The 12,935-nt window shown below is 55.7% G+C and carries 11 protein-coding genes; 8 read left to right on the plus strand and 3 right to left on the minus strand.

Features of this window, described 5'->3' with window-relative positions; translation table 11 throughout:
- Positions 1–32: 32 nt before the first annotated feature.
- Together IEX04_RS16245 and IEX04_RS16250 are read left to right on the plus strand one after the other, a co-directional pair.
- Positions 33–785, plus strand: coding sequence for an alpha/beta fold hydrolase (locus IEX04_RS16245; protein ID WP_188687184.1), 753 nt, complete (start codon positions 33–35; stop codon positions 783–785).
- Positions 786–1,353: 568 nt separating this feature from the next.
- Positions 1,354–2,085 carry a hypothetical protein gene (locus IEX04_RS16250; RefSeq protein WP_188687185.1) on the plus strand — a complete coding sequence of 244 codons (732 nt, stop codon included), beginning with the start codon at positions 1,354–1,356 and terminating at the stop codon, positions 2,083–2,085.
- A gap of 54 nt (positions 2,086–2,139) precedes the next feature.
- On the opposite strand, the gene IEX04_RS16255 is transcribed toward IEX04_RS16250, so the two are convergent.
- Positions 2,140–2,919, minus strand: coding sequence for a helix-turn-helix transcriptional regulator (locus IEX04_RS16255; protein WP_096256108.1), 780 nt, complete (start codon positions 2,917–2,919; stop codon positions 2,140–2,142).
- Positions 2,920–3,003: 84 nt separating this feature from the next.
- Between IEX04_RS16255 and ilvD the strand changes: the two genes are divergently transcribed.
- The gene (gene ilvD, locus IEX04_RS16260; protein WP_188687186.1) at positions 3,004–4,932 is read left to right on the plus strand and encodes a dihydroxy-acid dehydratase; all 1,929 of its coding nucleotides are present in this window, start codon (positions 3,004–3,006) and stop codon (positions 4,930–4,932) included.
- Between the two features lie 97 nt (positions 4,933–5,029).
- On the opposite strand, the gene IEX04_RS16265 is transcribed toward ilvD, so the two are convergent.
- Complete coding sequence (locus IEX04_RS16265) at positions 5,030–5,953, minus strand: alpha/beta hydrolase fold domain-containing protein (RefSeq protein WP_096256106.1); 924 nt, start codon at positions 5,951–5,953, stop codon at positions 5,030–5,032.
- A 209-nt stretch (positions 5,954–6,162) separates the two neighbouring features.
- Here IEX04_RS16265 and IEX04_RS16270 point away from each other — a divergent pair, with 209 nt between their 5' ends.
- From IEX04_RS16270 to IEX04_RS16285, 4 genes are all read left to right on the plus strand, one after another.
- Positions 6,163–7,785: a hypothetical protein gene (locus IEX04_RS16270; protein WP_188687187.1), complete on the plus strand. Its 1,623-nt coding sequence runs from the start codon at positions 6,163–6,165 to the stop codon at positions 7,783–7,785.
- A 336-nt stretch (positions 7,786–8,121) separates the two neighbouring features.
- Positions 8,122–9,207: an efflux RND transporter periplasmic adaptor subunit gene (locus tag IEX04_RS16275; RefSeq protein ID WP_188687188.1), complete on the plus strand. Its 1,086-nt coding sequence runs from the start codon at positions 8,122–8,124 to the stop codon at positions 9,205–9,207.
- Positions 9,207–9,911 carry an ABC transporter ATP-binding protein gene (locus IEX04_RS16280; protein ID WP_188687189.1) on the plus strand — a complete coding sequence of 235 codons (705 nt, stop codon included), beginning with the start codon at positions 9,207–9,209 and terminating at the stop codon, positions 9,909–9,911. The genes IEX04_RS16275 and IEX04_RS16280 overlap by 1 nt, the downstream gene beginning before the upstream one ends.
- The gene (locus tag IEX04_RS16285) at positions 9,911–11,146 is read left to right on the plus strand and encodes an ABC transporter permease (protein WP_188687190.1); all 1,236 of its coding nucleotides are present in this window, start codon (positions 9,911–9,913) and stop codon (positions 11,144–11,146) included. The genes IEX04_RS16280 and IEX04_RS16285 overlap by 1 nt, the downstream gene beginning before the upstream one ends.
- A gap of 211 nt (positions 11,147–11,357) precedes the next feature.
- Here the strand turns inward: IEX04_RS16285 and IEX04_RS16290 are convergent, their stop codons facing one another.
- Positions 11,358–11,774, minus strand: a complete 417-nt coding sequence (locus IEX04_RS16290; RefSeq protein ID WP_188687191.1) for a hypothetical protein — start codon at positions 11,772–11,774, stop codon at positions 11,358–11,360.
- A 918-nt stretch (positions 11,775–12,692) separates the two neighbouring features.
- On the opposite strand from IEX04_RS16290, the gene IEX04_RS18900 reads away from it, so the two are divergent.
- Positions 12,693–12,935: hypothetical protein (locus IEX04_RS18900; RefSeq protein ID WP_229677205.1), on the plus strand; the 243-nt coding region annotated here is incomplete at its 3' end.

Here is a 12,935-nt window from a genome sequence, read left to right on the forward strand (position 1 = left end):
AGAACACCACGAAGTCGCCTAGGATCATGAGCATGAGTTTGGATCTAAATCTTCGTGTGATTACCGCAAGCAATGAATCCGAAGCACGCGCAGTGCTTCTCATACACGGCTTCGCCTCATCGGCCCAGATGAACTGGAACCGTTCACGCTGGGTTCAGCATTTCCATGACCAAGGTCGTGATGTCATCCTGCTTGACCTGCCTGGACATGGAGAAGATCCCTACCGCAACGATGGAAGCTGGACTCCAACCCGAATCCGCGAAGCTATCGCTGCGGGACTCGAAGACCTAAATCTCGGTCCAGTGGATGTGTTGGGTTATTCGCTCGGCGCACGCCTCGGCTGGGAATTCGCTGCTCACTTCCCACAGCTGGTCAACCGACTAGTGATGGGAGGACCGGCGAGTATCGATCCGCTGGCTGCTTTTGAGGTGGATCAGGCACGCGCTTATATGGAGCGAGGCGAAGAAATACACGACGAGTACACCGCTAAGGTCATCAATATCGCTAAGTCAGAAAGCGCCAACGACTTTAATGCGCTTTTCCGGCTTATTGAGGCGATCAAGACTGATCCATACATTCCGGCTTCGAAGGTTCCGGCCTGCCCGACCTTGTTGGTGGCCGGGGATCATGATGATCTGGCCACCACCATGCCTCAGCTTCGTCGACTTCTCAAAAATGCTGGCACCGAATCAGCCATTCATTGGCTCCCCGGACGTAATCACGCAAATGCTGTCACCAGCCGCGAGTTCAAGGAAAAGGCGCTGGAATTTTTCGCCAGCGCCTAATAAAACAAAACCGGTGCCGTGCTCGCATCCCCACGATACGCGTGCCAGGCAGATCCTATCCCCATAGGATCCTTTGCCCGGCCCGTGCACGACACCAATTTCGCCTGTTCCTACTCAAACACGAGTAACAGACAATTTGATTGCGTTAGAGCCTAGTTAACGCATAACGCGTTACTTATCACACTGGTACTCGCGCTTATTTCAAAAAACATTAGCTTCCGCGCCTACTGGCACCAGTCTATTTGCTGAAATCAACTGACGTCCTCCCGTGGATTAGAAGATCATCAGTCGGCCTTAGGCCTGCGATGTTTACCCAATATTCTCCCACTATTCAGTCTGATTCAGTGGACTTTAGGAATCCTCATCATTCGTTGAAAAGAATCACCTAGAATCGTTGCCTATCTCTATTTGAGTAGTTATCGTCGAGTTGTCGGGTGAACTGAATCTGCGTTCTACCTCTAGTTTATTACTTCGGCAAATAGCCAGAACATGAAACGTTTCATTCTCTCCTCGTCACATTCACCGCCGCTCCAGAAGCCAGAACGGCCAGATAACCTACAGAAGGTGCATGATGAAATATAAATTCCCGCTTCTTATTTCGCTAGGTTCCCTCGCACTGGTTCTCACCTCGTGCACTGCGGTCAGCGACCCTTCCAGCAGCCCGAGCAGCAACCCCACATCCGAATCCACGCTCAGCTCTGCGACGAGCTCCTCCGCAGCGGGCACTTCTGCCCCGACAGCACAATCAACCGCCGCATCTGAAACGGATCAGGTCACCGCCGACCAGATCATCCCGACCCTCTCCCGTCCCGACACGTCCGAAGATCAGCCTCCGGCTGAAGTTACTGATCCTTCGATCAAACAAGTCAGCCTCCGCGCCCTGGCTCGACTGTCCTACGCAGAAGAATTTGCCGCCGTGAATGACAAGGGCGACCTGTGCTTAATTGCCTGGGCCAACAGCGGAGACGGGGATGGAACCGCCACACTCAGCGAGGCTGGCCTGCAATGTGATGAGCCTGCCGAGGTGAAAACCGATGGGCTCTCCCTGCGAATCGAACAAACCAAAGACAACCCCGGTGTCGTACTGAACATGCTGCCACCGGATCTCACCGAAGACGCGGTCCGCACCGCACTGCTCAAAATTCCGGGCAACCATGAAGATCTGCGCCCGCCGGTGGAGTTCGGGTCCACCGATTTTGGGCTGGTGTCCGTCGCCATGCTCCCTGAAACCGCCGATGGGCTCGGCAGTATCAGCATTCCGCGCCCCGACGGGAAAGATTTCACTCTCGATTTGGACTAAGCACGCTCTTGTTCAGCGCACCGGCGAACCGTTGCGCCGGTGCGCTGGGGTAATCTAGCGCGGAGCGTAAACCAGCAAGGTGAGGTCCGGAGCTTCGGCCGGAGTGAGGTTGTGCTGCTCGTAGCGGGTAAGCCCCTTCTCCGGGTGCTGGAACATCCGCTCACGCGTGCCAAATCCGGCCACGTCGTGTTCCTTCCAAATCGCCGCAAATTCCGGCGAGGCTTCGGAGACCCGCGCCACGATGCCGCTCTCGCCAGCCGGTGAGAGCCAGCCACGTGTTTCCGCGCGAAAACTGCCCACAAAGCTGCGGCTCTGCGCTTCCCAGTCGGGGAGCATCTCGCGTAACTGGTCATCGGTGAAGATCAGCCAGAGCAGGTTCCGGTCAGTATCGTCCAGGGTGGCAATGCGTGGATAGAGCTCGGCGTAGGCCGCGTTCCATCCGATGATCTTCCAATCAGCGCCGAGCAAGAATGCCGGAAAGCCAAGGGCATCGAGCAGCCTTCGCAGCGCTGGCGTGAATTCGCTGGTGACTTCCGAGGATTTCTCACCATGTCCGCCCAGCGACAAGAGGTACGTACTTTCTACCGGGGACAGGCGGTAGAGCCGGGCCAGCGAGTCCAGCACCTGGCGCGAGGGATTGATATCGCGTGCCTGCTCCAGCCACGTGTACCAGGTGACCGAAACTCCTGCCAGGGTCGCAACTTCCTCGCGGCGCAGCCCGCGTACGCGGCTTCGGCCAACCTCAGGTAGTCCATGCGAGGCCCGCTCGGCACGTGCCCGGCGGTCTTTGAGGAAACCGGCAAGCTCTTCCCTGCGTCGCTGACCTGCATTCATTCTTGATCCTTTTTATCATGGTAGTAGTACTACTAGTATCAAGGCCGTCTGGGTTTGGGGACAAATCTATGATGAGATTTTAAAATGACCACATATCGTTCACACACCATCACTCACGGCCGCAACATGGCCGGCGCCCGTGCCCTGCTTCGAGCAGCAGGCGTCAACGGCGCGGATCTAGGCCGCAAACCAATCATCGCCGTGGCCAACAGCTTCACCGAATTCGTTCCAGGCCACACCCACCTGCAGCCGGTAGGCCGCATCGTCTCCGAGGCCATCATCGAGGCCGGCGGCATTCCCCGCGAATTTAACACCATTGCCGTGGACGACGGCATCGCCATGGGTCATGGCGGAATGCTCTACTCGCTGCCTTCGCGGGATCTGATTGCCGACTCGGTTGAGTACATGGTCAACGCACACTGCGCCGACGCGCTGATCTGCATTTCCAACTGCGACAAGATCACCCCGGGCATGCTCATGGCAGCCTTGCGTTTAAATATCCCTACCGTGTTTGTTTCCGGTGGCCCGATGGAGTCCGGCCGCGCCACGCTGATTGACGGCACCGTGCGCACCTTGGACCTGGTCGATGCCATCTCCGAGGCAGTGAACGAGAACGTCTCTGATGCAGACCTGCTGCGCATTGAAGAATCAGCCTGTCCTACCTGTGGTTCATGCTCGGGGATGTTCACCGCTAACTCAATGAACTGCCTCACCGAAGCCATGGGTTTGGCCCTGCCGGGCAACGGCTCTACGCTGGCCACTCACACCGCACGCACCGCGCTGTACCAAAACGCCGGTAAGACCATCGTGGATATCGCCAACCGCTTCTACGCGGACAGCGACCAGACGGTACTGCCACGCAATATCGCCACTATCGAAGCCTTCGGCAACGCGATGACCTTGGATATCGCCATGGGCGGCTCCACCAACACGATTCTTCACCTGCTGGCCGCCGCTCACGAGGCCGGCGTCGAGTTCGGTTTAGAAGAAATCAATGAAATTTCTAGCCGGGTTCCATGCCTTGCGAAGGTCGCTCCGAACTCCGCCGGAGCAGGGAAGATCTACTACATGGAAGATGTCCACCGTGCCGGCGGCATCCCGGCCATCCTGGGCGAACTGCGCCGTGGTGGATTATTGGATGACACCGTCCACACGGTCCACGCCGCAACTATGGGTGAATGGCTAGACGAGTGGGACATCCGTGGCGGTAAGGCCAGCGAGGAAGCTCGCGAATTATGGCATGCCGCTCCAGGTGGCGTACGTTCTTCCACCGCCGGCTCTCAGTCAGCGCGTTGGGAAGAGCTGGACACCGACGCCGCCGAGGGTTGCATCCACTCAGTTGAGCACGCTTTCTCCAAAGATGGCGGACTAGCAGTACTGCGCGGCAACATCGCCGTAGATGGTGCGGTTGTTAAGACCGCTGGCGTAGACCCTTCCATCTGGACCTTTAGCGGTCCGGCAGTGGTCTGCGAGTCCCAGGACGAGGCGGTGGAGAAGATCCTGAACAAGCAGGTTAAGGCAGGCGACGTAGTCGTCATCCGTTACGAGGGGCCGAAGGGCGGTCCGGGTATGCAGGAAATGCTCTACCCGACCTCCTTCCTCAAGGGGCGCGGTCTGGGCAAGTCTTGCGCACTGATCACCGATGGTCGTTTCTCCGGCGGCACCTCGGGATTGTCCATTGGACACGTCTCCCCTGAGGCAGCATCCGGCGGAATGATCGCCTTGGTAGAAGACGGCGATATTATCTCCATCGACATCCCAACCCGCGACCTGACACTGAACGTAGCTGATGATGTGCTCGCCGAGCGCCGCGAGCGTTTGCTGGCCACCACCGGTTACCGTCCAGCAAACCGCGAACGCGTGGTCTCCCCCGCGCTGCGTGCCTACGCTGCCATGGCATTGTCCGCAGATAAGGGCGCCGTGCGTGATGTCGACCGTGTGGAGCGTGCACTGCGCGAAGCCGATGAACGTGTCGCCGCAGCCCTACGAACTGCCGAAACCACCAAGGCCTAATCAGCCCGGTTTCTCAGCACACGAAGACGCCCGTTATCCCTTAAATACTTAGGGGATAACGGGCGTTCGCGCGTTGTCGCACAGAATACGCAGAGCCTTACTTCCCCGAAGCAACCGGTTTCAGGCTTGCTACAATTTGTTGGGCACCAAGTTCACCAGCTTTGGTTGGCAGTAGTGCAAATACGTGTAATTGGTCTGGGGCTTCGTGCCAGGTTACCGATACTCCAGCTGCTTCGGCTTTACGCCGCAGCTGATGCGCATCCGGGTTAAGCACATCCCTGGTGCCTACCAGTATCGTCAGGGGGCCCAGCCCAGCCATGTCTCCAAATAACGGACTCACTACCGGATCGGTCACATCATCTGAACCGCGCCAGGCTTCGGAAAGTACCCTGCCGCCCGGAACCCCAAGCCACGGATCGCTTGGTTGCACAATATCGATTCCTGGATTAGTCCACGTCAGATCCAGCGCTGGCGCGAGTAACGTGATCCCCTGCAACCGAATACCGGCATCCCGCAATTTCAAAGCCACGGACAAAGCAATTTGACCGCCAGAAGAATCCCCGGCAATTCGGACCTGGCTCGCTGCTTCTACTTCAGCACGGACCAGATTTACGGTTGTCTCGCAAACCTCACGAGCATTTCCAAGAGGCAGTAGTGGGTAAATCGGTACCACCACTCGCTGACCGGTTTCCCGAGCAATACGTGCAATGATCTGCCAATGCTGACTGGCGATCTCGTTGACCCAACCGCCACCATGAAGATACACCACCACGCAGCCCGTGGCACGCCGTGACAAAGTCTTGTTTCCCGAATACACATCATAAACTGGCCACCCCGACGGGTCTGATAGTCGGCGTTCTACGCGCACCCCTCGAAGCCTTGCCGGAGGGCCAAATGGAATGGGGCGTAGATAGCGTTTCTTGAGGTGTTTCCGGGCCCCGGCTTCGGTCACAAACGGCTTATTGGCGCCCCTTGCCTTAAGTATCAGCGGGATTACGGACTCAGCAACGGTGAGGCCCATAGGCATCCTTTCAGGCATTCGTTGGCTAGCTACTTTTACCCTACCGAACTGTTCAGAAGATGTTGAGCCTCGAAGATCCATATCCGGCCCAAAGGAGCTTATAAAGCGTGGGAAGGTTAGGCTACTGTTGCTGAGATAAGCTTCGCAGGGCCTCAGGCCTGCTTGGTTTATACGGTCATCACGAGATTATTGTCAAGAAAGTAAATTTCATGCTCACTCCAGAAAACCACGACCCCGAAAAATCCGAGGCAACTCGAGACAGCTCCTCCGCTTCCTCCGTGGCTACTCAGGCATCCGATTTAGCTCTCATGAATATCGGGGACGGTTATGCACTACTTTTTGCCGACCATACGCCCCAAGATGTGAGCTTGCTCGGTTTTGATGCGCTTGGTCGGGAAGCCGGGCAACGGCTCTCCGACAAGATTTCGGCCGTAGTTGGCGCCGGAAACCTCGCCGCGTTGGGCGGACCCAGCGCTCTGCCTGATGTTCAAGGGATCGTTCGTCTAGCACCTGAATCGATGCAGCTTCTTAATCAAACTGGCAATTCGCTAATGCAGTCCAGCGGCCAAAGCTTAGGCGCCATTGTCAACGCCAACGGGACGATTGTTGGACAAGCACGCCTACTACCTTTGGCTGAGGGAGCAGGCTCAATGTTGGGGCCAATGCTAGGCCCAGCCATGGTTTTGCTGGCATTACAAATGCAGCTCGCATCTATTTCTCGACGCGTTGACGAAAATATCGAGCTGACACGTGATGTCCTGCGCACGATTCACGAAGATCAATGGACGACGTTACTCGGCTTGCACGAAACCAGTCTCCACGCACTCAATGAAGCTGAAGCCGCTGGTACGGTAAATGATCATATTTTTGCACCACTTGCCACTCGTCAGGCGGATCTTCGTAAATACCGCAATCTGTTTGTTAATTTCGTGAAGGCGCATATTAAGGCGCTAAATGGAGACCACAAAAACAGCCGAAGCTATATTCAGAAGCAGTTTGACCAGATCATAGCGGATACTCATGGCATGCTCATGGCTGAATTCGCCTGGTATCGTGCCCAAGTACTCCGCGGCATTCTAATCGGTCAAGACGCAAAAAATCTGGATGCAAATAATCGATTACTCGCTCACCTCGTCGAGGAAACCAAGCGCGAACACGATGACGCCATGCTTGAAATCACCAGTTTGCTCACTGAAGTTGAACGGCAAGTACGTCTGCTTTCCGTCTTACCAGTCGCTCGTAGCCTGCCGTTTACTTCTAAACGACGCAATATTGACGACGCAGTGAAGATGACAGAGGCCCTTTCTACCTCAGTGGCCGCCCTTCGCAACCAAATTCATGCGCCAAGGGAACTGGCGAACCCTAAGCTCTCCATTTTCAAGGCCGAGCTACCAGACAAAATGAGGGAAATCCTCACTTGGGCACTTCCTGAAGACTCACAGATACTCGTTCTGGCGGATGCCAATCAGGAGAAACTCCTCTCGAATAACGTTTACCTCGGTATTGCCAAGGAGTACTTCTTTGTCGCCGACCAAGGCGAATTCAACAAAGAAGGGAGCATCGAGAGCATAACTCCGCTCACCGACATTCGTTATGTCCGGTACTTAGAAAGATCCAAAAAGGGTCCATCTTTAGAAATTATCACCAAAGACGAAAACCTCACCTTCACCTTCGATTCTTGGGCAGCCGAAGGCGAAGCTTTAGCGGCAACCCATCGTCTGGCTAACGTTTTCTCCAGCGTCATGAACCTTCCTGAGGAAGAGAAACGGGAAGACTCCCTCTTAGAAATCACTCATACTCCCCCAACATTGATTAAGGCAGTCTCTGCCTAATCCTCATCGTCCATCGCCATTTAAAGCTGGCTAATTTTCTCGACTTTAACGAACTTGTCAATACCGGCTCTGGCCAAAAGCAGCGCCGGTATTGTGCTGCCACCTAGCAATTAGTGCCTGCATATTCTTGCCTCAACAGTTCCATGGAAACCGTGCACGGGATATGCACCTCCCGCAGCCTAAATCATCTGCCAAGCCTGACTCCATCGGAGCATCACGAGACTGACCTGCGGTGTGAAAGTCCATAACGATTAGTTAAAGCTGACCATTTAGCGTGTTTATACCTAGAATTTACCAAATGGTTTGGTTCGATAGGGTGGTGAAAAGAGCCGCCTTATGAGTCAACGCCGCGTATTCCGCCGCTTCATCCTTCCCTCCGCCTGGCTACTGATCGGTGCTTTGATTGCCGTCAGCCTAGTAAAACTCGCCTTTACCGGCAGTGCCTCGGCGCAAGACGACCAGCTATACCCCACCGGTGAGGTACCCGCCGAAACCGTCATGGTGGAAACTTCCACCGTTGAGAACACGCTGAAAATTGCCGGTAACATCAAGCTCCTAGAATCACAGACGCTCAATGCCCCGGTAGACGGCGTGGTCAATTGGGCCTTCGTGAAACCCGGAGACAATGTGAGCAAGGGAGATCGCATCTTCCAGATGCGCATCGAAACCATGCCCGAGACCACCGAGCAGGTCGAATCCGAGACGAACCCAGATCCTGCTACCGAAGAAGATTCTTCGGGCCCAGCGAAGCCTGTAGTGAGTTATCGCGATATCTACGCACCAGCCACTGGCAAGGTCTCCAAGTTTGATATCGAACTGAACGATGAAGTCACCAAAGGCGCAGACCTAGCCAAGGTGCAGCCGCAGAACTTCACCGCGGTTGGCACCATCAATCCACTGGACCGCTACCGACTCACGGATTCAACCTTGGAAGCGACAGTCACCATCGATGGCGGGCCCGAACCATTTACTTGCAAAAACTTGCGCGTAGGTGATACTTCCGGTCCTTCGACTGATTCTTCCAAGGACCAAAGTCCTAATGCCGACATGGAGTCCATGAGCGGAGAACCCCAGAACGAAAACAGCTCGGGAAGCGAAACCTCCTGCGATGTTCCGGCGGATATCGTCGTTTTTGACGGGCTGACGATGAACATGGATATCGAGGCTGGATCCGCCGAGAACGTGTTGACCGTACCGGTCAGCGCGGTGCGCGGATTGGTAGGTCAGGGCGCGGTCTGGCGGCTCGATGAGAATGGCAAGGAAATTCGCACCGAAGTTGAGCTCGGAGTCACCGATGGCAAAGTCATCGAAGTCCGTTCCGGGCTGAAAGCCGATAGCGAAGTGCTGCGCTATGTTCCTGGTTCGGATCCGGTCCCGGAACAGGAATTTGATGAGGAAATGGGAATGGAGATCTACCCCTGATGAGTGCAGCTCAGCTGCTACAGCTCACAGATGTCACCCGCAGCGTGTTACTGCCCGATGATAGCCAGCTGCACATCCTCAATGGAATCAACCTGACTGTCACCGAAGGGGACCACATTGCCATTGTGGGACGCTCTGGCACCGGCAAATCAACCCTGCTCAACATCCTCGGATTATTGGACCGCCCCACCTCTGGAACCGTTGCTTGGCGCGGTAAAGATGCCTCGGGCTTAAGCGCCCGGCGTGCGGCCGCCGCCCGCGGACGTGATCTGGGATTCGTCTTCCAACAATTTAACCTGTTGCCTGGGCGAACCGCACTGGAAAACGTGATGGCACCGCTGATGTACGCCAGCGGACGCGACTTCTGGCAACGACGCAAGCTGGCCAGCGAGGCACTTGATCGCGTGGGGCTTGGCACCCGGCTCGATTCGATGCCGCAAAGTCTCTCGGGCGGCGAACAGCAACGGGTGGCTATCGCTCGCGCATTGGTACGCAGGCCACGTGTGGTGCTGGCCGATGAACCGACCGGTGCACTGGATGTGTCCACCGGCCGTGCGGTCATGGAATTGCTGGACGCTGCCACCGTTGATTCCGGAGCGGCTCTGATCACCATTACACATGATGCCAATGTGGCCGCGCTGGCCCGCCAACAGTTCCGTCTGGAATCCGGACTACTTCATCCGCTAAGCCTGGAGGTTGTCTAGTGAATAACCTTGCACGCATGGCTACCGGATTTGTTGCTGCGTTGCTCGAAGCCTGGCAAGAGTTGCGCATTCACAAGCTCCGGGTGTTGCTCTCGCTCATCGGGGTCACCATCGCGGTAGCCTCGCTGACCACCGCGGTGGCCGGCGCCTCTATGGCCAAGCAGATGATGACCGAACAGCTTGAACGTCAGGGACGTCCAGCGCTAATCTCCACCTACGCTGCAGATCCTAACGGCCTAGGAATTCCGCGCAGCTCGGCAGAAGTCTCGCAGGCTTTCGCCAAGACGAGCGAACGCTTCAATATTGAATACACCTCAATGATTGGTCGAACCTACGGTCCGCAGGCCTCCTATCAAGGTCTGAACGCGGAGGCCATGATCCAGGTGGTTGACCCGAGCTACGGGCCAATGCACCGCATCTCCGCCCAGCACGGACGCTGGCTGGAATCCGAAGACGCGAAGAATCTTTCCCCGGCGGTAGTGGTAGACAAGGCGTTGTTCACCGAGCTGGGGCTGGACAAGGGCTCGTTACCGGCAACCATCGAATTAAAGAGCGGCGGCGGTGCCGTCTCGGTGACGGTGATCGGGGCAACCTCCACCAGAGATATGGGCATGGGCGGGCAACTATGGATGCTGCCGCAAACCTATGAGCATTGGTTTGCATCAAGCACCCCGCTGGATGACGTCAGTTATGTCATGTGGGTTCCCATCGAGGGATCCGAGGAACTAGCCTTCGAATTTGCGCGGCAGATGCGCGCGGAGCTGCCCGGCTACATGGTGGATTCAAATCGCCAGGATTACTTGGCGTGGGGTGCCGATGAAACTCTGTCGCAGCTGAGCCTCGTGGTCGGTGGGATCTCGGGCATCATCTTGTTGCTAGGATCGCTGAGCCTGCTCAACGTAGCCATGGTGACTATGAAGCAGCGAATCCGAGAAGTCGGCATTCGCCGAAGCTTTGGCGCCACCACCGGACGCATCTTCTTCTCGGTGATGATGGAAAGTGTCGTGGCCACGGCCGTGGCTGGCGGGCTCGGGGTTATGATCTCGGTGGCGCTGGTGACAAATCCGAAGCTGATCAACTCCGTACTGGCCATGGGGATAGATGACATGCCTGGCTTCCCGGTGGATGCAGCCCTCTTAGGCATGGGAGTTTCCATCGCTGTCGGCGCGCTTACGGGTGTACTGCCCGCGCTCGTAGCGGCCCGGGTACGAATTGTGGACGCGATCCGCGTCTGATTCTTTGAAGTTGTGGAGTTGAAGGCATCTGCTGGGAAAACAAGTCCTAGCCGGTGCCTTCACTTGTGCACGGAACAGCTCGGGCAATCAGCAGCTGATGGAAATTCTCCGGCTAGCTTGCGCGGCGCAGATATTCAAGCCGTCAACGGTAGCGGAACCCAAGGCAAAATCGACGCTGGGGATACCCTGGCCTTCACCCATAGCCAGCAGGTCAATCTGGCATTAGCCACGCCGGGCTGGCAGGGATCGTCACTCTCCTTGACGGTAACGTGCAGGGACTGGGAACCGAAAATACCGGCGACACCGTGGACATCCAACGGCCAAGAAGCACAGTTAATCTCGGTTCAGTCAACACCAAGGGCAACTTCATCAAGAACAGAAAAACCACCACGTTTAACTCCACCATGACGGCGGCCACCGTCACCATTGCCGGTGTCCCCAAGACCGTGATTACCGTGACATTAGGTGCACCGACCAATGGATCGGGCAGCTTACGGGTTTCAGGCACGGCAGCGACCATGGTGTGGACGCCGTCCTCGTCAGTCACAAGCCTCTCCGGGGTTGCCAGCTCACTGATCCCGACGAATGAGACCGGGACTGTAGACAGGGATTTCTGAATCTCCTGCATTCGTTCCCTGAAACTGGATAATTTTCGAATGCACTCCGAGGAGTTTCCTGAGTGTTCGCTCCACGTACTGTTCTGGCTACAGCTGTTCCGAATAGTATGAAAAAGCGAACTCACAAAGCGCACTTAACCAAACAACCTTTTCGCGAGGTCGAGCTAAGCGTCCCGGGACCTCCCGGGACGCTTTCTCACTTCGGAAGCAAACAATATCTAATCAACGCAATAGTAGAAGATCCAGAGAGGAACCAATGCACCCCATCGAAATCTGCGTAAACGGGCAAACTTGGGACGTGAGCCTCGACGGTTGGTTCCAAGGCACCTTCGAATCACTGCAAGACGCTTATCAAACTGCATGTGAACTTAGCCTCGAGCACGAAAATACTGAGATCGTGGTGCACGGCGAAATACCGTCCACCTAAAATTAGGACGCTCACAAGTCGGATCCTGCGGACGAAACACCAGAGGGCAGTACACGCATTATCCTTGGACACCCACTGCCCGACTTGTGGTAAGCATCTGAATGACGTTGCTGACGCAATCCCAGGCACAAAAACTCAGCGAAGACTACGTGGAAAGTGCGTGTTCGTCCTGACGGAACGTTGTCATTGATCGGTTTGGATACCCCTCACTGATTTTTCAGACGCTCTTCTCTGAGAGGGCGGAAAAGAGCCCGACAGAATCTTGACTACCTACAGGCATTCGCACCGAAACCGACTTAGTCGGTGTGAGCTTCGAATGCGAATCTCCGACAAAGAAAATGTCAAAAGTTAAAGCTTCAACACGATGTGACTCGTGAGAGAATTTATATTTAGTGAATCACGAGCATTTCTAGCGTTTGAAGTTATTCTGATTTAATCACAGGGCGACAATCATTCGCATTTGTAGCTTCTTTAACTTTTTAAGACAATCTCTGGGGGATCTATGTCTAAAGTCGGAAACGAGTTTTCCACCAAACGACTCAAAGCAACCGGTGCTTACGCAACAGCGCTAACTCTAGTAGCAGCGCTGTGCATGGGAATTGCACCTTCGGTCGCCAGTACTAAGCAAGGTACCAGCGGGATTTCTTCCGCAGTCGCCGAATCTGCCGTCTCGGATGTTTCTGGCCCGGTATTGAGAAATTATTCTGTCTCGCCGTTGAACCATAATTTGTCCGACGGACCGGCC

The sequence above is a fragment of the Glutamicibacter ardleyensis genome (assembly GCF_014644555.1).
Lineage (GTDB): Bacteria > Actinomycetota > Actinomycetes > Actinomycetales > Micrococcaceae > Glutamicibacter > Glutamicibacter bergerei.

Bases quoted from the DNA above. Each gene is read 5' to 3' on its own strand.
- IEX04_RS16245 (WP_188687184.1), top strand. From the start codon at position 33: ATGAGTTTGGATCTAAATCTTCGTGTGATTACCGCAAGCAATGAATCC.
- IEX04_RS16250 (WP_188687185.1), top strand. From the start codon at position 1,354: ATGATGAAATATAAATTCCCGCTTCTTATTTCGCTAGGTTCCCTCGCA.
- IEX04_RS16255 (WP_096256108.1), bottom strand. From the start codon at position 2,919: ATGAATGCAGGTCAGCGACGCAGGGAAGAGCTTGCCGGTTTCCTCAAA.
- ilvD (WP_188687186.1), top strand. From the start codon at position 3,004: ATGACCACATATCGTTCACACACCATCACTCACGGCCGCAACATGGCC.
- IEX04_RS16265 (WP_096256106.1), bottom strand. From the start codon at position 5,953: ATGGGCCTCACCGTTGCTGAGTCCGTAATCCCGCTGATACTTAAGGCA.
- IEX04_RS16270 (WP_188687187.1), top strand. From the start codon at position 6,163: ATGCTCACTCCAGAAAACCACGACCCCGAAAAATCCGAGGCAACTCGA.
- IEX04_RS16275 (WP_188687188.1), top strand. From the start codon at position 8,122: ATGAGTCAACGCCGCGTATTCCGCCGCTTCATCCTTCCCTCCGCCTGG.
- IEX04_RS16280 (WP_188687189.1), top strand. From the start codon at position 9,207: ATGAGTGCAGCTCAGCTGCTACAGCTCACAGATGTCACCCGCAGCGTG.
- IEX04_RS16290 (WP_188687191.1), bottom strand. From the start codon at position 11,774: ATGCAGGAGATTCAGAAATCCCTGTCTACAGTCCCGGTCTCATTCGTC.